Annotated in this window: 18 protein-coding genes; 9 read left to right on the top strand and 9 right to left on the bottom strand. The window is 72.2% G+C overall.

Annotated elements, in window-relative coordinates:
* Window positions 1–423 precede the first annotated feature (423 nt).
* The 3 genes from AB0I72_RS01395 to AB0I72_RS01405 all read left to right on the top strand — a co-directional run bounded on the left by AB0I72_RS01395 (window position 424) and on the right by AB0I72_RS01405 (window position 2,328).
* Window positions 424–1,101, top strand: a complete 678-nt coding sequence (locus tag AB0I72_RS01395; protein ID WP_358561401.1) for a hypothetical protein — start codon at window positions 424–426, stop codon at window positions 1,099–1,101.
* Window positions 1,064–1,690, top strand: coding sequence for a TetR/AcrR family transcriptional regulator (locus tag AB0I72_RS01400; RefSeq protein WP_358561404.1), 627 nt, complete (start codon window positions 1,064–1,066; stop codon window positions 1,688–1,690). The genes AB0I72_RS01395 and AB0I72_RS01400 overlap by 38 nt, the downstream gene beginning before the upstream one ends.
* 89 nt (window positions 1,691–1,779) lie before the next feature.
* Window positions 1,780–2,328, top strand: a complete 549-nt coding sequence (locus AB0I72_RS01405) for a flavoprotein (protein ID WP_358561407.1) — start codon at window positions 1,780–1,782, stop codon at window positions 2,326–2,328.
* Window positions 2,329–2,475: 147 nt separating this feature from the next.
* Here AB0I72_RS01405 and AB0I72_RS01410 read toward each other — a convergent pair whose 3' ends face one another.
* From AB0I72_RS01410 to AB0I72_RS01435, 6 genes are all read right to left on the bottom strand, one after another.
* Window positions 2,476–4,935 (bottom strand): MMPL family transporter, encoded by a 2,460-nt coding sequence (locus AB0I72_RS01410; protein WP_358561410.1) that lies wholly within the window; start codon window positions 4,933–4,935, stop codon window positions 2,476–2,478.
* Between the two features lie 34 nt (window positions 4,936–4,969).
* Window positions 4,970–5,629: a TetR/AcrR family transcriptional regulator gene (locus AB0I72_RS01415; RefSeq protein WP_358561413.1), complete on the bottom strand. Its 660-nt coding sequence runs from the start codon at window positions 5,627–5,629 to the stop codon at window positions 4,970–4,972.
* Between the two features lie 177 nt (window positions 5,630–5,806).
* A complete protein-coding gene (locus AB0I72_RS01420; RefSeq protein WP_358561415.1) occupies window positions 5,807–6,424 on the bottom strand; it encodes an MBL fold metallo-hydrolase in 618 nt (205 codons plus the stop codon).
* Between the two features lie 113 nt (window positions 6,425–6,537).
* Window positions 6,538–7,530 (bottom strand): adenylate/guanylate cyclase domain-containing protein, encoded by a 993-nt coding sequence (locus tag AB0I72_RS01425; RefSeq protein ID WP_358561418.1) that lies wholly within the window; start codon window positions 7,528–7,530, stop codon window positions 6,538–6,540.
* 323 nt (window positions 7,531–7,853) lie between these two features.
* Window positions 7,854–8,711: a biotin--[acetyl-CoA-carboxylase] ligase gene (locus AB0I72_RS01430; protein ID WP_358561421.1), complete on the bottom strand. Its 858-nt coding sequence runs from the start codon at window positions 8,709–8,711 to the stop codon at window positions 7,854–7,856.
* A gap of 117 nt (window positions 8,712–8,828) precedes the next feature.
* On the bottom strand, window positions 8,829–11,474 hold the full coding sequence (locus AB0I72_RS01435; protein ID WP_358561424.1) for a phosphoenolpyruvate carboxylase: 2,646 nt from the start codon (window positions 11,472–11,474) through the stop codon (window positions 8,829–8,831).
* 251 nt (window positions 11,475–11,725) lie between these two features.
* Between AB0I72_RS01435 and AB0I72_RS01440 the strand changes: the two genes are divergently transcribed.
* The 5 genes from AB0I72_RS01440 (at window position 11,726) to AB0I72_RS01460 (ending at window position 19,026) form a co-directional block, all read left to right on the top strand.
* Window positions 11,726–13,336, top strand: a complete 1,611-nt coding sequence (locus tag AB0I72_RS01440) for an acyl-CoA carboxylase subunit beta (protein WP_358561427.1) — start codon at window positions 11,726–11,728, stop codon at window positions 13,334–13,336.
* Entirely contained in the window at window positions 13,333–13,560 is a 228-nt protein-coding gene (locus AB0I72_RS01445; RefSeq protein WP_358561430.1) for an acyl-CoA carboxylase epsilon subunit, read from the top strand. The genes AB0I72_RS01440 and AB0I72_RS01445 overlap by 4 nt, the downstream gene beginning before the upstream one ends.
* 81 nt (window positions 13,561–13,641) lie before the next feature.
* Window positions 13,642–15,411 carry a biotin carboxylase N-terminal domain-containing protein gene (locus AB0I72_RS01450; protein WP_358561433.1) on the top strand — a complete coding sequence of 590 codons (1,770 nt, stop codon included), beginning with the start codon at window positions 13,642–13,644 and terminating at the stop codon, window positions 15,409–15,411.
* Window positions 15,412–16,145: 734 nt separating this feature from the next.
* Window positions 16,146–17,585, top strand: coding sequence for a dicarboxylate/amino acid:cation symporter (locus tag AB0I72_RS01455; RefSeq protein WP_358561435.1), 1,440 nt, complete (start codon window positions 16,146–16,148; stop codon window positions 17,583–17,585).
* A 154-nt stretch (window positions 17,586–17,739) separates the two neighbouring features.
* Window positions 17,740–19,026: a chemotaxis protein CheA gene (locus tag AB0I72_RS01460; protein WP_358561438.1), complete on the top strand. Its 1,287-nt coding sequence runs from the start codon at window positions 17,740–17,742 to the stop codon at window positions 19,024–19,026.
* 110 nt (window positions 19,027–19,136) lie between these two features.
* Here AB0I72_RS01460 and AB0I72_RS01465 read toward each other — a convergent pair whose 3' ends face one another.
* From AB0I72_RS01465 to AB0I72_RS01475, 3 genes are all read right to left on the bottom strand, one after another.
* Complete coding sequence (locus tag AB0I72_RS01465) at window positions 19,137–19,781, bottom strand: AAA family ATPase (RefSeq protein ID WP_358561441.1); 645 nt, start codon at window positions 19,779–19,781, stop codon at window positions 19,137–19,139.
* 7 nt (window positions 19,782–19,788) lie between these two features.
* Complete coding sequence (locus AB0I72_RS01470; RefSeq protein ID WP_358561444.1) at window positions 19,789–20,160, bottom strand: zf-TFIIB domain-containing protein; 372 nt, start codon at window positions 20,158–20,160, stop codon at window positions 19,789–19,791.
* 140 nt (window positions 20,161–20,300) lie between these two features.
* The gene (locus tag AB0I72_RS01475; RefSeq protein ID WP_358561447.1) at window positions 20,301–21,683 is read right to left on the bottom strand and encodes an NAD(P)H-quinone dehydrogenase; all 1,383 of its coding nucleotides are present in this window, start codon (window positions 21,681–21,683) and stop codon (window positions 20,301–20,303) included.
* A 393-nt stretch (window positions 21,684–22,076) separates the two neighbouring features.
* Between AB0I72_RS01475 and AB0I72_RS01480 the strand changes: the two genes are divergently transcribed.
* Window positions 22,077–22,901: a purine-nucleoside phosphorylase gene (locus tag AB0I72_RS01480; RefSeq protein WP_358561450.1), complete on the top strand. Its 825-nt coding sequence runs from the start codon at window positions 22,077–22,079 to the stop codon at window positions 22,899–22,901.
* Window positions 22,902–23,214 lie beyond the last annotated feature (313 nt).

Consider the following 23,214-nt stretch of genomic DNA (forward strand, 5'->3'; position numbering starts at 1 on the left):
TGTGGGTTTGGAGAGAAGACTAGGGCACGCGGCGAGCGGAGGCGCACCTTTCTGGGAACTGGGCCAGAAGAACTTCACTCTTCCCCACATCAGGCCAGCTCAGAGCATACTCCTATAAACAGAGACCCCATTTCTTCGCCTCGCCAGAACTATCCACTTCGTCCGAATTAAACGCACTTATGCCTTTGGATCAGATGACGGGCGGGAGGCGGCGAACCCTCGAAGCGGGCGAACGCTGAACCCTGAGGAACCGCACTGACTCCGAGGGGCGAGCCGCGACGGGCGACCGGAGGCGCGAGCGGCGACCACTCGGAACCACCGCCCCCGCGACGGCGACCCCGCTTGACGCGGTCGGACTCTGGTTGGCAATATGACTGACCAGTCAGTCATTTATCGGCACAGTACCCAGGAGCGTGATCCTCCATGGCCGAACAGCCCGGCCCGGCCTCCACCGCGAGCCCTTCCGACACACGTCCGCCCACGCCACGTCGCCCCGCGCCCCTCACGCGCGCATGGCGGTGGACCGCGTCGGCGTTGGTGGGCACGGCTCCCTCCCCCGGCGAGGTCGCCTCGACCCTGGTCACGGCCTGCGCCGGAGCCGCCCTGGCGGTGAGCGGAGCCTGGGCCGCGGGCCTGCCGACCCTGGCCATCGTGGTGATCGGCATCGTCGCCTTCGACTTCTTCGGCGGAGCCGTGGCCACCTCCACCAGCGCCGCCAAGCGCCGCTACCACGCGCCGGAGCGCGGCCGACGCCATCATCTGGGTTTCGTGGCCGTCCACGTCCAGCCCTTCCTGTTGGCGTTGGTCGTGCCCGGACTGGACTGGTGGACGGTCACGGCCCTGTACCTGTTCACCCTGACCGGGGCGGTCGCGGTCGCCCTCGCACCACCCACTCCGCGCCGCCCGCTCGCCTTCGCCTTCACGGTGACGGGCACGGCCACGGCGCTGCTGTGGCTGCCCGTGCCCGCGGCGCTGACCTGGCTGGCACCGGTGATGCTCGTCAAGCTCCTGCTGGGCCATATGCTTCCCGAAACGGGAGCGGGGGCGATGAGGGAGGGAGCCCATGGCGCCGAGGAAAGTCGACCGCGCGGCACGGCGTGAGCACATCCTCGCCGTCGCGATGCGTCTGTTCGCCGAACACGGGTTCGCCTCGACCCGGATCGAGGACGTCGCGGCGGCGGCGGGGATTGGCAAGGGCAGCGTCTACCTGTACTTCGACAGCAGGGACGCCCTCCTGTCCGCGGCGTTCGACCAGCTCGGGGAGCGCTCCGCCCGGGTCCTGCGCCTCGCGGGCGAGCCCGGACGGCCCGCGGCCGAACGGCTGGAGGCGCTGGTGCGCGCCGCGCTCGCCATGCTCGCCGACGAGCCCGATCTGACCCGGGTGATCGTGGACCTGTGGGCGGCGGGCCGCCACGGCGGAAGCACGGCGGCCCCGGCCCTGGACATGGCCGGGGTCTACGGCGAGTACCGCCGGGTGGTCACCGACCTGCTCCGGGAGGCCGACGCCGAGGGAGACGCCCTCCCCGGCGCGGGCGAGGCGGAGGCGACGGTGGTCGTCGGCGCGATCGAGGGATGCCTGGTGCAGTGGCTGATGGACCCGGGCGTGGACCTGACCGCGCTCGCGGACACGGTCGTCGGCGTGTGCCTGCGCGGCGTGCTCCGGCATCCGCCCTCAGGACAGGACGCCTAGGGCTCGTTCGGCTCACCGACGTCACCCGGGTCCCCTTCGCTTTCGGTGCGCCCTCCAGGCGTCGGAGCCCCGACACCTACACTTCCCCCATGGCGAAGACCCTCTACCTCGTCGTCTCCGGCGCTTCCGCTCCCGAAGGCGTGCCCGATCTCGTGCGGCGACTGCAGCGCGACGGCTACACGGCGGTGTGCCTGTCCACCCCCGTCGGCACGAGGTTCCACGACCTCGACGAGCTGGAGAGACTGACCGGCGAGCCCGTCCGGGTCGAGTACCGGATGCCCGGCACCGGCAGGAGCCTTCCACCCCCCGACCTCGTCGTGGCGTGCCCGCTCACCTTCAACAGCGTGAACAAGTTCGCCGACGGCCATGCCGACAACTTCGCGATCGGGCTCCTGTGCGAAATGGTCGGCTACGGCGTGCCGACCATCGTCGTCCCCCAGTGCAAACCGCAACTCGCCTCGCACCCGGCGTTCCGACGGTCGCTCCACACCCTCCGGGGAATCCCCGCCGTCACGCTCGTGTACGACCACGACGCCCCCGGCGCATCCCGCCTTCCCCCCTGGGAAGACCTCATGGAAACCATCCGGAGCGCCATGGCCGGGCCGTCCTCGTCGGTCACGGACCGATCGCACCTCTGAGCGGGGGGTTGGCGCGGAAGTCCGCCCAGAAGTCCGCACCGAACGCGCGCACGCCGGCGTCGGACACCGGTGCCGGAGGCCGGGTCGAGGACCGCCCCGCCGACGCGGACGGCCGCGTCGACGGGGCGGGATCGGCGGAGCCTTCGGCTACCCGCCGGCCGCGGTGCCCACCGGCTCGGGGGCCTCCTCGCCCCGCTCGGAGCCCGGCGTGTGCACCCGCTCCAGGCGGGCCCCCTCCACGTCGACGTCCGGCAGGATCCGGTCCAGCCACCGCGGCAGCCACCACGCCTTGTCACCGGCCAGGTGCAAGAGCGCGGGGATCAGCGTCAGCCGCACCGCGAACGCGTCCACCAGGACACCGAACGCCAGGGCGAAGCCCACCGGCCGGATCATGGCGGTGTGGGAGAACATGAACCCCGCGAACACCGAGATCATGATGACCGCGGCCGCCGTGACGACGGCGCGTCCGGCGATCAACCCCCTCTGGACCGCCACCCGGGCCGGGGCCCCGTGGACGTACGCCTCGCGCATGCCGGAGCCCAGGAACAGCATGTAGTCCATCGCCAGCCCGAACAGGATGCCCACCATGATCGTCGGCAGGAAGCTCAGCACCGGCCCGGGGGACTCGACGCCGAACACGGCGCCCAGCCACCCCCACTGGTAGATGGCCACCACGCCGCCGAGGGCGGCGGCGAAGGAGAGCACGAAGCCGAGCGTGGCCACCACCGGCACCAGCAGCGAGCGGAACACCACGAGCAGGATGACCAGCGAGAACCCGACGACCACCGCGAGGTAGCCGGGCAGGGCGTCGCTGAGCTTGTCGGAGACGTCGATGTTGCCGCTGGCCGTTCCGGCCACGCCCAACTCCGCGCCGTCGTCGAACGGGTCCAGTCCGCGCAGCTCGTGGACGAGCGCCTCGGTCGACTCGCTCGACGGCCCCTCGACCGGCACGACCTGGAACACGCCCACGGTCCGGTCGTCGGACAGCGCGACCGGCGCGACCGCCTCCACCGCGTCCCGCTCGGCGATCGCCTCGGCGACGTCCAGCTGCCGCGCGACGGCCTCCTCGTCGGTCTCCGAACCCGGCAGGTCCGCCACGACGACGAGCGGCCCGTTGGCCCCCGCCCCGAACGCCTGGTCCACGGCCGCGTAGGCGCGGTACTGGGTGGAGTCGTGCGCCTCGGTCGATCCGTCCGGGAGCCCCAGGCGCAGGTCGAGGGCGGGCACGGCGACGACCAGCAGCGCGGCGGTCACCAGCACGACCCGGACGACGGCTCCCAGGGTGCTCATCGGGCGCGCGGGGGCGTCGTCGCCGTCCCCGGCGGGAGCCGTCCCCCGCTCGGCCCGCTCCCGGCGGGACAGGATGCGCTCGCCCACCAGCGCCAGCAGCGCGGGGGTGAGGGTCACCGCCACGAGCACCGCGACCGTGACGGCGATGGCGCCGACGTTCCCCATCATTCCCAGGAAGTCGATCCCGGTCAGGTTGAGTCCGAGCAGAGCCACGAGCACGGTGGCGCCCGCGAACACCACGGCGTTGCCCGCCGTGCCGTTGGCGAGGGCGATCGACTCCCTCACGTCCAGGCCCTGCCGCAGCTGGCGGCGGTGCCGGTGGATGATGAACAGCGCGTAGTCGATCCCGACGGCCAGGCCGAGCATCGTGCCCAGGATCGGCGTCACCGACGACATGGCCACCAGGTCCGACAGCGCCAGCGCGCCGAGCACCGCCACGAGCACGCCGACGAGCGCCTGCACGAGCGGCAGTCCGGCGCCGATCAGGGTGCCCAGCATGACCACGAGGACGACCGCGGCCACGGCGAGGCCGACCGCCTCACCGACGCCGAAGATCTCGGGGGGCGTCATGGCGATGTCGGTGCCGAAGTCGCTGTCGATGCCGGGGATCTCCTCGAAGGCCGCAGTGACGGCGCCCTTGGTCTCCGGGGTGATCTCGTTCTGCTCCTCGGTGAACGCCACCGTGACCAGCGCGGTCGCGCCGTCCTCGGAGACCACGCGGATCGCGTCGGACAGCTCCAGCAGGCGGTCGCCCTGGTCCAGGCTCTCCTCGCCCGCGTCCAGTTCGGCGAGGCGGCCCTCCAGCTCCTCGATCTGCGGGTCGACCTCGGGGGCGACGAGGTCGAGCGTCCCCGCCTCCTCCGCCTGCGCACGGGCGGCCGCCAGCCCGTCCAGCCCGGCTTCGATCTCCTCGCGGCCGCCGGTGATCTCGGCGCGTCCCGCGTCGATCTCCTCCCGCTGCGCGTCGCGCTGCGCCTCGATCGCGAACGGGTCGTTGACGGAGTCGACGCCGTCGACCGCCGCGGCCTCGTCAATGCGGTCGAGGATGTCGGAGCGTTGGCCGTCGGTGAAGGGCTCGCCGTCCTGTGTGCGCAGGACGATGGTGCCCGTTCCGCCGCCCAGGCCGGAGAACTCGTCGGCGAGGCGGTCGCTGACCTCGGTGGTCGGGGTTCCGGGGAGTGAGAAGGTCTCCTCCAGCTCTCCGGCGAAGAGCGCGTAGGCGCCGGCGGCGGCCATGAGAGCGGCCAACCACAGGATGATCACGGTGCGCGCGCGTCTGGCGGCGCCGCGACCGAGTCGGTGGAGCAGTTCTGCCATGGTGATCTTCCGGTCGTGTGGTGGGGGCGGTGGGTCAGGAGGGGTCGGCGGGGATACGGCCGAACCCGTCGCGCAGGGTGGTGAAGAGGCGTTCCTGGAGGTCGTTCCACACCCGCCGGGATTCGGGCGTGTCGACCCCGCCCGTGGCCCTGTCCCAGTGGTGGAGGACGGCCATGAGCCCGGCGATGGACGAGGCGACCAGCACGTGCACGTCGAAGGGGTCGACGTCGGTGTGGTGGCTCTCCAGGGTCTCCGCCAGGGAGACGCTGAACTCGTTCATCACCCGGTCGACGAGGACCAGCTCCCGGGCCGACGTGGCCCGTTTGCGGACGCCGAGGATCCCGGTCAGGTAGGTGATGGTGGAGAGGAGGTCGGTCTCGTGCAGGGCGTCGGTGAACTGGTCCGCCATCGACCCCGCGCCACTCTCCGCGCGCGCCTCCAGGCTGCGGCGGAAGGTGTCGACCAGGTCGCTGACGGCCTCGCCGCACACCTCCATGACGACGTCGTCCAGGGACGCGAAGTGGTTGAACACGGTCCGCCTGGCCACGTCAGCCCGTTCCGCCAGTTCGTCGACGGTGAAGGTCGGCCCTCGCCGTTCGTCGATGAGCTCGGCGGCGGCGTTGATGATCGCGCGTCGGTGCCGGGCCTTGAGCGCTTCGCGGCGGTCGGTGGTGGAGGTTCGGGTGGTGGCCATGAGGTCACATTAGGAGTTAATTGCACTCCAGTGCACCGATGCACCGAGTGCAATAGATCACGTCGGTTTCCACCGCTACGACCGGTTCGCACGACGGATCGTTCCCGCCCCGGGGCGCCGTCCGAACGGGGACGCGCCCGCCGGGGCCGACGCCCCGCGCCACGGGTTCTCCCGGCGTCAGAAGCCCCGGGCGGCCCACTCCTCCAGGTGCGCGGCGGCCTCGGCGATGGTGGTCGACTCGCCGTGCCCGGGGTGGACGACGGTCTCCGGCGGCAGGTCGACCAGGTGGTCGCGGATGCTGGCGATGATCGTCGGGAAGTCCGAGAACGGCTGCCCCGTGGCGCCCGGCCCGCCGGGGAACAGCGTGTCCCCACTGAACAGCGTGCCGATCTCCGGCGCGTACAGGCAGACCCCGCCGGGGGTGTGACCCGGGGTGTGCAGGACCTTCAGCTCCACGCCCCCGGCGACGAGGGTCTCCCCGTGCAGGAGCGGGGCGTCCGGCTCGCGGTTCGGGTGGACGTGGTGCCAGAGCTCGGCGTCGTCGGGGTGCAGCAGGATCGGGGTGTCGGTGAGGTCGGCCAGGGCGACGGCCGCGTTGACGTGGTCGCTGTGCCCGTGGGTGCACACGATCGCCATGAGCTCGCGGTCGCCCAGACCCCAGGCGATGCGCTCGTGGTCGTGGGCGGCGTCGACGACGATCGCGGAGTCGGCGTCCCCGACGATCCACACGTTGTTCTCGACGTCGAACTCGCTGCCCTCCAGGCTGAAGACGCCCGAGGTGCGGAGTCTCTCCACGGGGGGAGGGGCACTCGACAAGGCTCACCACCTGTACGTGTCGCGGGCGGGTCCGGCGCTATGAGCCTATCCCCCGAATCCCCCGGCACACACGGCTTACCGCCGAACGCGGGTCAGTGCCCGCCGGGCTCGAAGTCGCGCCGCAGGGTGTAGGGCTGGATGAGGCCGAGGCCGTGCGCGTGGCGGGCCCGTACCTTCACCACCTGGAGCCCGTCCTCGCCCGCGAGGCTCTCGGCGAGGCTGTCGTCGATGAGGACGGTGCCGGGGCGGGCGAAGGAGGTCAGGCGGCTGGAGCGGTTGACGGTCGTGCCGAACACGTCCCCGTGCAGGGTGAGGACGGGCCCGTAGGCGACGCCGACCCGGACGTCGGGGACCTCCACGTGGGTCTTGACGCCGGAGGCCAGGCGCAGCGCGATCTCGGCGGCCTCACGCGGGGAGTCGGCGACGTAGAGCACCTCGTCGCCGAGGGTCTTGACCACCCGGCCGCCGCCGGAGGCGACGATGTCGGCCGCGGTGGCCTCGAACCCCTCGACCACCTCGGCCAGCTCGACCTCGTCCAGCTCACGGCTGAGCGTGGTGAAGGAGACCAGGTCCGCGAAGCCGACGATGAGCGGGTAGTAGTTGGGGACGATGTCGCTGTTGTTGGACATCACCGCCAGGGTGCGTGCGGTGGAGGCGGCCAGCTGGCGCCGCCAGATGTGCAGCAGGAGCCGCTCGACGTCGGGCAGGAGCTCCTTGACCCGGTTCATCAGCGGACTGGCCGCGGCCTCGTCGCCGTCCTTGAAGATGAGCGTGCTGAGGATGCTCGTCTGCCAGTCGGCGAGGCGGGCCATGGTCTGCCCCATGGCGCGGGCGAAGCGGACGACGCCCTCCTCGTCCAGGACGCCCTCCTCCAGCAGCGAGTGGGCGATGCGCAGGGCCTCGACGTCGCTCTCGGCGAAGACCGGGTCGCCGTCGCCCTGTGCGGGGAAGCCCAGGGCACGCCAGACGCGGCCCGCGAGTTCGGCGTCGGCTCCGGAGAGCTCGACCGCCTGTTCCCTGGTGTAGACCGGTTCGCCGCCGAGCAGGGCGGACTCGATCGCTTTCGGGTCGGGACGCGACGGCATACGTTCTCTCTCAGACCATCCCCGCCTACACGGGGAACCAGCACTTCGTCACTGGGCCGACGGTGCGGCACCGCGCGGCGCGCGGCGCCCGGGTTCGTTCCGGAGGTTCCCCTCCAGCTTACGCCCGGGGTCCCGGACGGCCAGGCCCGGTACCTGACCGTCGGTGACGGACCAGGTGCGCGAGGTCAGCCCGCGGCGAGGGCCGTCGTCGGCCCCGGGACCGCGCCCGGAGGCGGGAAGGCACGGCCTCCCCCGTTCGGACGCGGACGCAACCGACAACGTTCCGCGGCCCCGTCGCGTTCCCGAACCGGCGTGGGGAACGGTCAGGCGCCGGGGCGCACGTGGACGACGTCGCCCGCGCTGAGCGCCCGGGTTCCGCCCGGCGCGTCCACCACGAGCCGGGCGTGGCGGTCGACGGCGGTCGCGGCGCCCTCGATCAGCGCGTCGCCGGGCAGGTGGACGCGTACCCGCCGCCCCACGGTCACGCACATGTCCCGGTAGGCGTCGGCGAGTCCGCTGGCCTCGGCGTCCCCGTCGGCGGCCGACCACACGGTGTACAGCTCCTCGAAGCCGCCCAGGACGGCGCCGAGCAGCGCGGAGCGGTCCGTGTCGGTGGCGCCCTCCCCCCGCAGGGAGACCGCGGTGTCCACGGGAAGTTCCGCGCGTGTCTGGGAGACGTTCACTCCCATGCCGACCACGACGGCCGGGGCGTCCGGGTCGGAGAAGTCCGCCTCGGAGAGGATGCCCGCCAGCTTGCCGTCCCCGGTCGCGCCCTCGGCACGCAGCTCGGCGGGGACGATGACGTCGTTGGGCCACTTCAGCGCGGCCCGGACCCCGCACACCCGGCGGACCGCGCCGACGGCGGCCACGCCCATGAGCATCGACAGCCAGCCGAGGGTGTCGGCGGGGACGGTGATGCGCAGCAGGACGGAGAAGGTGAGCGCGGCGCGGTCGGGCGTGGTGAACTCGCGCCCGAGACGGCCGCGCCCGGCGGTCTGGTGCTCGGTGGCCAGCACGCTGCCGTGCGGCGCACCGGCCTTGGCGCGCGCGAGGAGTTCGGTGTTGGTGGAGCCCACGGCCGGGAGCACGTCGACGCCGCGCCACATCCCTCCGGGGCGCACCAGGGCGGCGTTGAGCGCGGCCGGGTCGAGCGGCGGGCGGAGGACGTCGTCGTCGGTCATACGCCCATTACAGCAGCGTCGGAATCCCGACGGGCGTCCCCTCCTCCCGCTGGCAGGTCGCGTCGACCGTGCCCCCGTGCCCTTCCCGGGCACGGGGGCGCGTCGCGTCCGTCCGGGTCAGCCGGTGTTCTGGAGCCCGGCCGCCACGCCGTTGACCGACAGCAGCAGCAGGCGCTCCAGGTGCTGCTGGTCCTGCTCGGACAGGGAGTCGGCCTCCTCGCCCCGCAGTGCCTCCAGGGCCCGCAGCTGGAGGTGCGACAGCGCGTCCACGTACGGGTTGCGCAGGTCCACCGCGCGCGAGAGCACCGCGCGGTTCTCCAGCAGACGGCTGTGCCCCGTCACCTTGAGGACCAGCTCGCGCGTGCGGTCGTACTCGGCCAGCACCCGCTCGCTCAGCTCCGGCCGCCCGCCCAGCGCCAGGTAGCGCTCGGCGATCGTGCGGTCGGTCTTGGCCAGGCTCATCTCCGCGTTGTCCAGCAGCGACGCGAACATCGGCCACTCGCGGTAGGCCTCCTGGAGCACCGAGACGTCCTCCACGGCCGCCAGGCCGGTGCCCAGGCCGTACCAGCCGGGCAGGTTCACGCGGGTCTGCGTCCACGCGAACACCCACGGGATCGCCCGCAGGTCGCCCAGCCCCTTGGCCGCGCCGCGCCGCGACGGGCGCGAGCCCAGCCGCAGCTCCCCCAGCTCCTCCAGCGGGCTGACCTGGGAGAACCACACCGCGAAGCCCTCGGTGTTGATCAGCTCCAGGTACGTCTCCTGGGCCGCCGCCGCGATCGTGTCCGCGAACGGGCGGAACCGCTCGGCGGCCGAGCGCTCGCGCTCCTGGACGGCGTCGGTCGAGGCCATGAGGATCGCGTGGCCCACCTGCTCGACGTGGCGGCGGGCGATCGCGGGCTGGCCGTAGCGGGCGAAGATGACCTCGCCCTGCTCGGTCACCTTGAACCGGCCGCCCACCGAACCCGGCGCCTGCGCGAGCAGCGCCCGGCTGGCCGGGCCGCCGCCGCGGCCCAGGGACCCGCCCCGGCCGTGGAAGAGGGTCAACCGGACGTCGTGCTCACGCGCCCACGCGGCCAGTCGGGCCTGGGCGTCGTACAGCCGCAGCGTGGCGCTGACCGGGCCGACGTCCTTGGCCGAGTCGCTGTAGCCGAGCATGACCTCGACCCGCCGACCGGACTCCTCCAGGCGGCGCTGGACCCCCGGCAGCTCCAGCATGCCGTCGAGGACTCCGGGCGAGGCGTCCAGGTCGGCGCCGGTCTCGAACAGCGGGATGACGTCCAGGACGGGCACCCGGTCGGCGGGCAGCGCGTAGCTCGCGAGCTCGTAGACGGCCGCGACGTCCTCGGCCGAGCGCGTGAAGCTGACGATGTAGCGGCGGCAGGCCTCCACCCCGAAACGCTCCTGGATCCAGGAGATCACCCGCAGGGTCGCCAGCACCTCCTCGGTGCGCTCGGACGGCCGCTCACCGGCGCGCAGCTCGGCCAGGGCGGCGGCGTGCACCTCGCTGTGCTGGCGGATCTCCAGCTCGGCCAAGTGGAACCCGAAGGTCTGCGCCTGCCAGATCAGGTGCTGGAGCTCGCCGTAGGCCTGCCGGACCGCACCGGCCGCGACCAGCGAGTCCTGGACCACGCGCAGGTCGGCGAGGAAGTCGTCGGCGGTGGCGTAGGCCAGGTCCGCGTCGCGCTCGCGGGTCGCGCGCAGCCGCGCGGCGCACAGCAGCAGGAACTGGCGGTGCGGCTCGTTGGGCGAGCGCCCGGTGATCTCGCCCAGGAGGGCGGGGTGTCCCGCCTTGGCGGCCGAGATCGCGTCCAGGAGGGCGGGGCTGGCGGGGGTGAGGTTGGAGTAGGCGGTGAGGGTGCGGGCGACCTGGTCGCAGGCGTTCTCCAGACCGCGCAGCACGTGCTCGGACTGGATGCGCATGGCCTCGCGCGTCACCTCGTGCGTGACGAAGGGGTTGCCGTCGCGGTCGCCGCCGATCCAGCTGCCGTAGCGGACGAACGGCGTCGCGCGGGGGGCGCGCACCCCCGTTCCCCCGGGGTCGACCGCCGCGTCCAGGGTCCGGTACACCTGCGGGATGACCTGGAAGATCGTCTCGTCGAACGCGGCGAGCGCGGTGCGCACCTCGTCGAGCGGGTCGAGCTTGGTGTAGCGCAGCTGGGAGGTGCGCCAGAGCAGGTCGATCTCCTCCAGCAGGCGCCGGTGCGCCTCGGCCGCCGCGCTGCTGCCCTCGTGGGCGGCGTGCCAGGCGTCCAGCTGGGCGCTGATCCGCAGGATGGACGTCGACACGGCGCGTCGGCGGGCCTCGGTCGGGTGCGCGGTGAGCACGGGGTGGAACTCCATGCCCGCGACGAGCTCGTTGAGGCGTTCCTCGCCCCCGTCGGTCTCCCGGATGGCGCGCACGGCGGCGGCCAGGGACTCGCGGGGCGGGTTGGCGGCGTCGTCGCGCTCGCGCAGGGCGCGCATCCGCTGGTGCTCCTCGGCCAGGTTGGCCAGGTGGAAGTAGACGGTGAAGGCGCGCGCCACCTGCTTGGCCCGCTCCAGGGGCCACGCGGACACGATCGCGGTGATCTCGTCGGTGGAGACCGCCCCGTCACGTGCGCCGATCACGGCGTGCCGGAGCTTCTCCACGTCGGCGAGAAGGTCCTCGCCGCCGCTTTCGGCCAGGACCGTTCCGAGCATCTCGCCGAGCAGTTTGACGTCATTCCGGAGTTGCTCGGGAACTTCCTGCCGGGCACTGTCGCGTTCTGCGCTAACCGCTGTCATGGGGCCGAGACTACAGAGGTCCTGCCTGCTCGGATGCGTTCGGGGGGTGGATTTCGTCGGTTTTGCCAGTGCGTTAACAATTGTGTGCGGCGGCGATAAATTCACATTCGATCACGCGCGAATTCCGGGAGTCCGCCCCGTTCCGGCCCCGCACCGGGCCCCGCGCCCCTGTGCACCCCCTCACCCCTACCCGCGAGTAACCCAGGGCCGCCTCCGATACTTGGACGTCCACACGACTAACCTGAGGTGCTATGGCCACCCAAGCCCCAGAACCACCGTCCGCGGCTGAGATCGACATCCACACCACCGCTGGAAAGCTCGCCGACCTGCAACGACGCCGGTACGAGGCGGTGCACGCCGGTTCCGAGCGAGCCGTGGAGAAGCAGCACGCCAAGGGCAAGATGACCGCGCGCGAACGGATCGACGCCCTGCTCGACCCGGGCTCGTTCGTGGAGTTCGACGCCCTGGCGCGACACCGCTCGACCAGCTTCGGCCTGGAGCGCAACCGCCCCTACGGCGACGGCGTCGTCACCGGCCACGGGACGGTCGACGGGCGTCCCGTCGCCGTCTTCAGCCAGGACGTCACCGTCTTCGGCGGCTCCCTCGGCGAGGTCTACGGCGAGAAGATCACCAAGGTCCTCGACCACGCCCTCACCAACGGGTGCCCCGTCGTGGGCATCAACGAGGGCGGCGGCGCGCGCATCCAGGAGGGTGTGGTCTCGCTGGGCCTGTACGCGGAGATCTTCAAGCGCAACACCCACGCCTCCGGTGTCATCCCGCAGATCTCGCTCGTCATGGGCGCCGCGGCGGGCGGCCACGTGTACTCCCCCGCCCTCACGGACTTCGTCGTCATGGTCGACGAGACCTCCCAGATGTTCATCACCGGCCCCGACGTCATCAAGACGGTCACCGGCGAGGACGTGTCGATGGAGGAGCTGGGCGGCGCCCGCACCCACAACACCAAGTCGGGTGTGGCCCACTACATGGGCGCGGACGAGCACGACGCGATCGACTACGTGCGCACCCTGCTCGGCTACCTGCCCGACAACAACCTGGAGGAGGCGCCGATCCTGCCTCCCGAGGACGACCCGGGCCCCGAGCTCACCGACACCGACCTGGCGCTGGACACGTTCATCCCGGACTCGGCCAACCAGCCCTACGAGATGAAGCAGGTCGTCGAGGCGGTCCTCGACGACGGCGACTTCCTGGAGGTGCACGCCCAGTTCGCCACCAACATCGTGGTGGGCTACGGCCGCGTCGACGGCCGCTCCGTGGGGGTGGTCGCCAACCAGCCCATGAGCTTCGCGGGCTGCCTCGACATCGACGCCTCCGAGAAGGCCGCGCGCTTCGTGCGCACCTGCGACGCCTTCAACATCCCGGTCCTGACCTTCGTCGACGTGCCCGGCTTCCTGCCCGGCACCGACCAGGAGTGGGACGGCATCATCCGGCGCGGCGCCAAGCTGCTCTACGCCTACGCCGAGGCCACCGTCCCGCTGATCACCGTGATCACCCGCAAGGCGTTCGGCGGCGCCTACGACGTCATGGGCTCCAAGCACCTGGGCGCCGACGTCAACCTGGCCTGGCCCACCGCGCAGATCGCCGTCATGGGCGCCCAGGGCGCGGTGAACATCCTGCACCGCCGCACCCTGGCCGAGTCCGAGGACGTCGAGGCCGAGCGCACGCGGCTGGTCGCGGAGTACGAGGACACGCTCCTCAACCCCTACTCGGCGGCCGAACGCGGCTACGTGGACGGGGTCATCCTGCCGTCCGAGACCCGCGACCAGATCACCAAGGCCCTCAGGTCCCTGCGGAACAAGCGCAAGCAGCTTCCGCCCAAGAAGCACGGGAATATCCCGCTGTGAACGAACCGACGACACCGCCGCACGTGGTCGTGGTCCGCGGCGCCCCCTCCGACGAGGAGCTCGCGGCCCTCGCCGCCGTGCTCAGCGCGCGTGCGGCCCGACGCGCCACCGACGCCGCCGAAGCGACGGAACCGGTCTCCGGGTGGCGGGACCGCGCGCGGAACCTGCGTGCGCAGGTGCCGCCCCGACCCGGCCCCGGCGCCTGGCGCCTCAGCATGAGGTGACCTCGTCGCCCCGATTCATAGACTTTCCGTTGAGCGGACGGCGCTCTCCAGCTCCGTGCCACAGCAGGAGGATTTCCCACCGTGCGTAAAGTTCTGATCGCCAACCGCGGCGAGATCGCCGTGCGCGTCGCCCGCGCCTGCCGCGACGCCGGACTGGCCAGCGTCGCCGTGTACGCCGAGCCCGACCTGGACGCGCTGCACGTCAAGATCGCCGACGAAGCCCACTCCCTCGGTGGTTCGACCCCCGCCGACTCCTACCTCGACATCGCCAAGCTCCTGGCCGTGGCCGCCGCCTCCGGCGCCGACGCCGTCCACCCCGGATACGGGTTCCTGGCCGAGAACGCCGAGTTCGCCCAGGCGGTCATCGACGCCGGGCTGACCTGGATCGGCCCGCCCCCGTCGGCGATTACCGCCCTGGGCGACAAGGTCCAGGCCCGCCACATCGCGCAGAAGGTCGGCGCGCCGCTGGTCGCCGGCACCCCCGATCCGGTCTCCGGCGCCGAGGAGGTCGTGGCCTTCGCCGAGGAGCACGGCCTGCCCATCGCGATCAAGGCCGCGTTCGGCGGCGGCGGGCGCGGGCTGAAGGTCGCCCACACCCTGGACGAGGTGGCCGACGCCTACGAGTCCGCCGTGCGCGAGGCGGTCACCGCGTTCGGGCGCGGCGAGTGCTTCGTCGAGCGCTACCTGGACAAGCCGCGCCACGTGGAGACCCAGTGCCTGGCCGACTCCCACGGCAACGTCGTGGTGGTCTCCACCCGTGACTGCTCGCTCCAGCGCCGCCACCAGAAGCTGGTGGAGGAGGCCCCGGCGCCGTTCCTGTCCGAGGACCAGGTGGAGCGGCTGTACAGCGCCTCCAAGGCCATCCTCAAGGAGGCCGGGTACGTGGGCGCCGGGACGTGCGAGTTCCTGGTCGGCGTCGACGGGACCATCTCGTTCCTGGAGGTCAACACCCGTCTGCAGGTGGAGCACCCGGTGAGCGAGGAGGTCACCGGCATCGACCTGGTGCGGGAGATGTTCCGGGTGGCCGACGGCGAGGAACTGGGGTACGGCGACCCGGAGATCCGCGGCCACTCGTTCGAGTTCCGGATCAACGCCGAGGACGCGGGACGGGGCTTCATGCCCGCCCCGGGGACGATCACCGAACTGTCGCTGCCGGGCGGTCCGGGCGTGCGCGTGGACACCGGGTGCGAGGCTGGGTTCACGGTGCCGCAGGCGTTCGACTCGATGGTCGCCAAGCTGATCGTGACGGGGCGGACCCGGCAGGAGGCGCTGGCGCGCTCGAAGCGGGCGCTGGCGGAGTTCACGGTCGGCGGGATGCCGACGGTGATCCCGTTCCACCAGGCGGTGGTGGCCGATCCGGCGTTCGCCCCGGCCGATGCGGAGCAGCCGTTCAGGGTGTACACGCGGTGGATCGAGACCGAGTTCGACAACCGGATCGAGCCGTGGGCGGGCGAGCCGGGCACGGCGGCGGCCGTCGAGCGCGAGACGGTGACCGTGGAGGTCGGCGGCAAGCGGATCGACGTGGTGCTGCCCGCCGGTCTGGGTTCGGCCGCGGCGGCGGGCCCGGGTGCGGGCGCCGCGAAGAAGAAGCGGTCGGCGCGCCGTGGCGGCGGCGGTTCGGCCGCGGCCAGCGGGGACGCGCTGGTGTCGCCGATGCAGGGCACGGTCGTCAAGCTGGTGGCCGAGGAGGGCCAGGTGGTCGCCGAGGGCGACCCGGTGGTGGTCATCGAGGCGATGAAGATGGAGCAGCCGCTGAACGCGCACAGGTCCGGGACGGTGACCGGGCTGACGCTCGCCGCCGGTGAGACCGTGGCCAACGGCGCGGTGGTCTGCGAGATCAAGGACGCGTAGGGCGCGCCGCCCGCACGGCAGGGGGGGAGGTACCGGGGGATCGGTGCCTCCCCTCCGCGTGTGTCGGGGCCGCTGTGCACCGTTCGGGTCGTGCCGGGAGGGGAGCGCGTCGGACGCCCCTCGGCGCCCCGTCGCTCAGTACCGTTCGGGCCGTGTCAGGTCGATAAGGCCGGGCAGACGATCGAGGTCGGCGGCGGTGAACCCGTCCAACGGCGGCATCGTTCGGGGTCGGGCTGCTCGGCCATGGGTGGAACGGTCACGACGCCCCCTCAGGTCGACGGATCACTCTCGTCACCCACGGTAGCCGCCTTCGCCGTCTCGCGGGCCGTTGTCCACAGACCGGCCCGCGCGGCCTCCCGCCCGGCGTGATCCTCGCCGCACTCCCGCCGCCTCCCCCTGCGACGGAGCCCCTGGGCATCGGACGATCCGGACGGAACCACGCAAGATTCATCCCATGACACGTATGGAATAAGTCAGGCGCACGGGTTATTGTCCTTGATCGTGACGAACATCTGGGGACTGACGCGACGGTGGCACATCGACCTGTGCCGCCGCGGCTGTCACGCGTGTAGCTAGGTTCACGCGCGCCCGTCGAGGCGCGCGCCGCACACCCGCCCCGTGTGTCACCCGTTCCCGGTGACACCCCCTTCCTCGCCCCGTAGCCGACCCCGGCGGCGCCGACCGTGCCGCCGTGCGTCCTCGGCTGTCATCGCCATCCTTCTGGAGCCACCTCCGTGTCCTCGCAGAGTGCCACCGCACGTTCGCGAAATCCGTTCGTACGTATCCCCTTCTCCGTCCAGGTCCTCGCCGGTCTGGTCCTCGGCCTCGCCCTCGGCGTCGTCGCCCTCCAGCTCGGCACCACGGGCGACGGCGACCCGAACTGGCTCGCCACCGCCCTGGACACCGTCGGCTCGATCTTCGTGACGCTGCTGCGCACGATCGTCCCGCCGCTGATCGTCCTGGCCGTCATCTCCTCGATCGCCAACCTGCGCAACGTCACCAACGCGGCCCGCCTCGCCGGGCAGACGCTGCTCTGGTTCGCGATCACCGCGCTGGTCGCCGTCGCGATCGGCATCACCCTCGGGCTGCTCTTCCGGCCCGGCCTGAACAGCGGTGTGGACGCGTCGACCGCCGCGGAGCCCACCACCCACGGCTCCTGGATCGCGTTCATCGAGAGCATCGTCCCGTCCAACTTCCTCGGCCTGGCCGCGAGCACCTCGCAGGCCGACGACGGTTCGCTGAGCACGTCGCTGTCGTTCAACGCCCTCCAGCTCATCGTGATCGCCGTGGTCCTCGGCATCGCGGCGGTGAAGGTCGGCAAGTCCGCCGAGCCGTTCATCAACTTCACCGCCTCCGCCCTGGACGTGGTGCTCAAGGCCCTGTGGTGGGTCATCCGGCTCGCCCCGATCGGCACCGTCGGCCTCCTGGGCAACGCGGTCTACAGCTACGGCTGGACCACCATCGGCGCGCTCGGCAAGTTCACGGCGGCCGTCTACGTCGGCCTGGCGCTGGTGGTGTTCGTCGTCTACCCGGTGCTGGCCCGCCTGCACGGCCTGTCCCCGGTCAAGTACTTCACGGGCGTCTGGCCCGCCGTCCAGCTCGGCTTCGTCTCCCGCTCGTCGATGGGCACCCTGCCCGTCACGCAGCGGGTCGCCGAGCAGAACCTCGGCGTTCCGCGCCACTACTCCGCGTTCGCCGTCCCGTTCGGCGCCACCACCAAGATGGACGGCTGCGCCGCGATCTACCCGGCGATCTCGGCGATCTTCGTCGCCCAGTTCTTCGGGATCGACCTGGGCGTCACCGACTACCTGCTCATCGTGTTCGTCTCGGTGATCGGCTCCGCCGCGACCGCGGGCACCACCGGCGCGACCGTGATGCTCACCCTGACCCTGTCCACGGTGGGCCTGCCCCTGGAGGGCGTCGGCCTGCTCCTGGCGGTCGACCCGATCCTGGACATGGGCCGCACCGCCACCAACGTGGCCGGTCAGGCGTTCGTCCCGGCGATCGTCGCCAAGCGCGAGGGCATCCTCGACGTGGCGCGCTACCACGCCCCGCGCGGCTCCAGCGGCTTCGTGCCCCTGGACGAGGAGCCCGCCCGGCCCCTCACGGTGAAGGTCGAGGACGAGGCCGCCGAGTCGGTCGAGCGGGACGCCGAGCCCGCCGCCAAGACCTGAGCCCTCATCCCCGCGACGCACCGCGGCCCGCCGGAGACGTTCCGGCGGGCCGCGCCGCGTTGTGGGGCGAAGGACACGGTGAGACCGTGGGCACGGCGGGAACTGTGCGGACACCCCGTTCGTCCCTGCTAGTGACGGAGGCGAGAGGAACGACATGCTGCGCCGCTTGGTAACACCCACAGTCCTGACCGCCGGACTCGCGGCGGCGGTCGTGACCGCCTCGGCGATGCCCGCCGCGGCCGACACCGCACCCGAACTCCCCGACACCCAGGCCATCGTCGACGAGCTGGAAGGCGACGGTGTCTTCATCGACCCGAGCATCGACCAGATCCCCGCGGCTGACGAGGCCGCCCTGGAGGCGGCCGCGGCCGGGTCCGACGTGCCCGTCTACTACGTGATCCTGCCGACGGGGGCGGCCGGATCCAACTCCGGCGTGGACGCCGTCATGGAGCCCGTGATGGCCGAGGTCGGCGACGGCGCCTACGGCATCCTGGCCGGTTCCGACGCCTTCCTGGTCACGTCCCCGAACATCGAGGACACCGCGGCGATCCGGGAGATCGCGCTCTCCGAGGGCGCGGGGAACCAGATCGACACGCTCACGGCCGTACCCGACGCCGCCGAGAGCGTGGAGTCCGGCGCCGCCTCCGGTGGCGGCGCGGGTTCCGCACTCGTCCTGCTCGCCCTCCTGGTGCTCGTCGTCGCGGCGGGCGGCTGGTTCGTCTACAACAGCCGCAAGAAGCGCGCGGCCCAGAAGGCCAAGGAGCTCGCCGAGATCCGGCAGATGGCCACCGAGGACGTCGTCCGGCTCGGTGAGGACGTCGCCCGCCTGGAGATCGACCTCACCGCCGTCGACGAGGCCACCCGCGCCGACTACACGCGGGCCATGGACTCCTACGACCAGGCCAAGTCCCTGCTCGACACCATCTCCGAGCCCGACCAGGTCCGCATGGTCACCAGCGCCCTGGAGGACGGCCGCTACTACATGAGCGCGACCCGGGCGCGGATGAACGGCGATCCGGTGCCCGAGCGGCGCGGCCCCTGCTTCTTCAACCCGCAGCACGGCCCGTCCTCCGAGGACGTCCTCTGGGCCCCGCCCGGCGGTTCGCCCCGGTCGGTCACCGCCTGTCCCGCGTGCGCGCAGGCCGTGCGGACCGGCGGACAGCCGGACGTGCGGCTCGTCGAGGTCAACGGGGAGCGCCGCCCGTACTACGACGCGGGCCCGGCCTACTCGCCCTACGCCGGCGGCTACTTCGGCATGGACATGATGATGGGCATGTTCACCGGCATGATGATGGGCTCCATGATGGGGTCGATGCTGGGCGGCGGCATGATGGGCGCCGGTGACATGGGCGACGCCGGTGACCTCGGTGGCGGCGACTTCGGCGGTGGCGACTTCGGAGGGGACTTCGGCGGAGGCGACTTCGGCGGCTTCGACTTCTGAGGTCCGCGCCCCTCGACGGGCGCCGGCACCCCACGAACGCCGACGGCCCCGGGCACGTGCCCGGGGCCGTCGGCGTCGCGGTGCGTGGGTCCCGCGCGGCGGCGACGCCGTCAGGCCGCCGTGCCGGAGCGCGCGTGCAGCTCCTCGATCCACCGGCACACCGTGTCGGCGGTCTGGGCCGGTTCGGCGTCGGTGGTGTCGACGAGGGTCAGCGGCGGGTCGAGGCGGGGGCCCTCCCCCGCCACCCACGCGGCGAAGTCGAGCGTCTCCTCGATCCGCTCCTCGTCCCACTCCCGCCAGGCGGGGCGGGCGCGCAGCCGGTCGGCGAGCACGTCGGGGTCGCAGGTCAGCGCGAGGTAGTGGACGTCGGAGAACAGTGCGCGCTCCGGGAGGGGCTCGAACTCCGGAGGCACCACGGTCCCGCAGAGCACGACCGGCCGCCCGTTCTGCTGCACCATGGCCGCGGTGCGCAGCCAGGTGGAGCGGAACAGGCGGTGGTGCTCGGCGGGGTCACGCAGACCGCCCACCCACAGCAGGTCCTGTTCGAGTACGACGAAGCGGTCGCGAAGCCGTTCGAGCAGCATCCCGGCGATGGTGGACTTCCCGGTGCCGCTGGGGCCCGACACGCAGTACAGCGGCAGGCGCGCGAACGGCCGGGTCTGACCGCAGGAGGCACAACGCAGCACGAACGGGCCCGCGCTGGTGTCCGGGGCCTCGTCCAGCTCTCCGCAGCGCGTGCAGATCAGCGGATGCACGCGCGGCTCAGTCGAACAGCTCTTCCAGGAAGCTCTTCCTGCGGCCGCGGTAGGGCTTGGGAGAGTCCCGGTAGCCGCCGTAGCCGCGCGGCGAGTCGCGGTAACCGCCGTACCCGCGCGGGGAGTCGGGGTAGCCGCCCTGGTGGTATCCGGGCGGCGGAGCCTGGGGGTAGGAGCGCGGCGGGGCCTGCTGGTAACCGGGCTGGGGCGCGCTCGGGTCCGGCGGAGGCGGCGCCGCGTAGTGGCGCTGCTCGGCCGCGATGATGCTCTCCAGCTCACCCCGGTCCAGGAAGACGCCCTGGCAGACGTCACACCGGTCGATGTGGACGCCCTGTCGGTCGTAGGTACGCATGGGGCTCTGGCACTTGGGACAGATCACACCCCAGACACTACCGCCTGCACCGTGAGATCGGTGTAAACGGGGCGATCTCCCCGCGCGCGGTTCCCCGGGGGCCGCCGTCGGCGTCCTTGGCCCGACGCCCGGCGCGCCCCCTCTCGTTCCCCGCCCCCCGCGGGTCCCTACTCCGGCGAGGCGAGCATGAGCGACCGCGCCGCCTCGGTGACGCTGCCCGACAGCGACGGGTACACCGCGAAGGTGTGCGCGAGGTCGTCGACGGTCAGGCGCTGCTGGACGGCGACCGACACCGCCAGGATGAGCTCGCTGGCGCGCGGGCCGACGATGACGCCGCCGAGCACGATGCCGGTGTGCTGGCGGCAGATCAGCTTGACGAAGCCCTCCTTGACCTCGTTCATCTTGGCGCGCGGGTTGGTGTTGAGCGGGAGCGTCACCGACCGGCCGTCGATGCGCCCGCTGCGCACGTCGTCCTCGCTGGCGCCGACCGCCGCGAGCTCCGGGTGGGTGAACACGGTGGAGGCGACCGTGGACAGCTTCAGCGGGGCGACGGCCTCGCCGAGCGCGTGCCACATGGCGATCCGGCCCTGCATGGCGGCGACGGAGGCCAACATGTTCACGCCGGTGCAGTCGCCCGCCGCGTACACGCCCGGCACGGTGGTGCGGGAGACCCGGTCGACCTCGACGAACCCGCCCTGCCCCAGCCGGACACCGGCCTCCTCCAGGCCGAGCCCCTCGGTGTTGGGGATCATGCCGACCGTCATCAGGCAGTGGCTGCCGTCGACCGTCCGGCCGTCGGTGAGGGTGACCCGGACGCCGTCGGCGGTGCGCACCACCGACTCGGCGCGCGTCTGGCTGAGGACGGTCATGCCGCGTCGCATGAACACGTCCTCCAGCACCTCGGCCGCGTCGCCGTCCTGGGTGGGCATGACGTGCTCGCGCGAGGAGACGAGGGTGACGTCCGAACCGAGGGACTGGTAGGCGCTGGCGAACTCGGCGCCGGTGACGCCGGAGCCGACGACGATGAGCTTCTCGGGGAGTTCGTGGAGGTCGTACAGGTGCCGCCAGGTGAGGATGCGCTCGCCGTCGGGTTTGGCGCTGGGCAGTTCGCGGGGGTGGGCGCCGGTGGCGATGAGGATGACGTCGGCGCGGATCCGCCGGTCGCCGACGGCCACGATGTGCGGGTCGACCAGACGCGCCTCGCCGAGGAGGACGTCCACGCCCTCCTTGGCCAGACGGGCGCGGGTGTCGTCGGACTGGGCGCGGGCGAGGGCCTTGATCCGGGGGTTGATGCGGCCGGGGTCGACCTCCACCTCGGCCTTGCCGTCGTGGAGCTCGGGGACGTTGATGCCGAGGGCGTCCGCCTCGCGTACGTAGGTGGTCCGCGTGGAGGTGGCGATGAGGCTCTTGGAGGGCACGCAGTCGGTGAGGACGCAGGCGCCGCCGATGCCGTCGCGTTCCACGACGGTCACGTCCGCGCCGAGCTGTGCCGCGACCAGCGCCGCCTCATAGCCCCCGGGTCCGCCACCGATGATCACGACCTTCGTCACGCTGCTTCACTCCCTCTTCGGTTGGACCGCCGCGCCCGTTCCCGGTCCGGGGCGAAAATCGGGCATGGCAGGGCACCACCAGGTTTTTCGCTTGTTCCCATTGTCGTCCATGCCGACCGGAGGAAACCGCAGGCGCCCCCGGCCCCGGGGCCCGGACGGCGCCGTGGCCCGTCTCACGACCCGTGCGCCGCCCCACAGGCGCCGAGAATGGGACGAACACCACTGCACGCGTGCGAAACGGACGCTGTGAGGGATGGCTCGGGGCGCTCCCCGCGTCACCGTGCGTCTCCCTATCCCCCTCTCCACGGGGGCGGACGCCCGCCCATTCCACCCGACGGACACACTGCGTTGCGTTCCGGAACAATCCGACTACACAGCGGTAGCATCCGACTTGTGAGCGAAACAGAGCAGGCGTCCCAGACGACGGACGAAGCCAAGGACCTCGCGGCCGACGCGGCACGGGAGCTGTTGTCCCGCGCCGGCGCCGACAGCTTCGACGCCCTGGTGGTGCTCGGTTCCGGCTGGGCGGGTGCGGTCGACACGCTCGGCGCGTCCGACATCGAGTTCGACGTCACCGAACTGCCCGGCTTCGTCACTCCCGCCGCCAAGGGACACTCCAGCAAGGTCCGGAGCATGTGGGTGGGCGACAAGCGGGTGATCGTGTTCATGGGACGCGTCCACGAGTACGAGACCCACGACCCCATGCGCGCCACGCACGCCGTGCGCACCGGCCTGTCCGCCGGAGCGAGGCTCGCCGTCCTCACCGGGTCCGCCGGATCGCTGCGAGCCGACTTCGCGCCGGGCCTGCCCGTGGTGGTGCGCGACCACATCAACCTGACCGCGCGCTCACCGCTGGCCGGGGCGAGGTTCGTCGACCTGTCGAACGCCTACAGCCCACGGCTGCGGGAGATCATCCACGACGTCGACCCGTCGCTGGCGGAGGGCGTGTACGTCTCCACGGTGGGCCCCCAGCTCCAGACCCCCGCCGAACTGGCCCTGCTCCGCCAGGCGGGCGCGGACGTGGTGGGACGGTCGATCGCCCTGGAGACCATCGCCGCCGTGGAGATGGGGGCGGAGGTGCTGGGTCTGGCGATCATCACCAACGACGCGGTGGGCTCGGTGCTGGAGCGCTTCGAGTCCGACCAGGCCCTGGAGATCGTCAGGCACCGGGCCCGGCGGCTGGGGGAACTGCTGCATCGGGTCCTCGACCGGGCCTGATCCCGGCCTCCGAACGACCCCGAACACGCGATGAGCCCGGCGGTGACCGCCGGGCTCGCTTCGCGTCAGGGTTGGACGGGCCTCGGTGTCGCGCGGGATCCCCGCAGACCCCGTTGGACTCGCGACGTGCCGAGGCGCCTCCTGACTCGCGCTCCGGGAAGCCCGTGGACCGGCGGGCCGAGCCCGCGAGGTCGTGTGGCTGGGGCACCTCCGGCCGCACCGGGCGAGGCCGGTACCGGCGTGGCGAGCGTACACCCCGAGGCCTGGGGTGGACGGTACCGACCGTGGTGCGGCCGGAGGCGGTGCTTCCCCG

Origin of the sequence: Nocardiopsis sp. NPDC049922 (genome assembly GCF_040660275.1) — a bacterium.
Classification (GTDB): domain Bacteria; phylum Actinomycetota; class Actinomycetes; order Streptosporangiales; family Streptosporangiaceae; genus Nocardiopsis.

Bases quoted from the DNA above. Each gene is read 5' to 3' on its own strand.
- AB0I72_RS01395 (WP_358561401.1), top strand. From the start codon at position 424: ATGGCCGAACAGCCCGGCCCGGCCTCCACCGCGAGCCCTTCCGACACA.
- AB0I72_RS01400 (WP_358561404.1), top strand. From the start codon at position 1,064: ATGGCGCCGAGGAAAGTCGACCGCGCGGCACGGCGTGAGCACATCCTC.
- AB0I72_RS01405 (WP_358561407.1), top strand. From the start codon at position 1,780: ATGGCGAAGACCCTCTACCTCGTCGTCTCCGGCGCTTCCGCTCCCGAA.
- AB0I72_RS01410 (WP_358561410.1), bottom strand. From the start codon at position 4,935: ATGGCAGAACTGCTCCACCGACTCGGTCGCGGCGCCGCCAGACGCGCG.
- AB0I72_RS01415 (WP_358561413.1), bottom strand. From the start codon at position 5,629: ATGGCCACCACCCGAACCTCCACCACCGACCGCCGCGAAGCGCTCAAG.
- AB0I72_RS01425 (WP_358561418.1), bottom strand. From the start codon at position 7,530: ATGCCGTCGCGTCCCGACCCGAAAGCGATCGAGTCCGCCCTGCTCGGC.
- AB0I72_RS01430 (WP_358561421.1), bottom strand. From the start codon at position 8,711: ATGACCGACGACGACGTCCTCCGCCCGCCGCTCGACCCGGCCGCGCTC.
- AB0I72_RS01435 (WP_358561424.1), bottom strand. From the start codon at position 11,474: ATGACAGCGGTTAGCGCAGAACGCGACAGTGCCCGGCAGGAAGTTCCC.
- AB0I72_RS01440 (WP_358561427.1), top strand. From the start codon at position 11,726: ATGGCCACCCAAGCCCCAGAACCACCGTCCGCGGCTGAGATCGACATC.
- AB0I72_RS01460 (WP_358561438.1), top strand. From the start codon at position 17,740: ATGCTGCGCCGCTTGGTAACACCCACAGTCCTGACCGCCGGACTCGCG.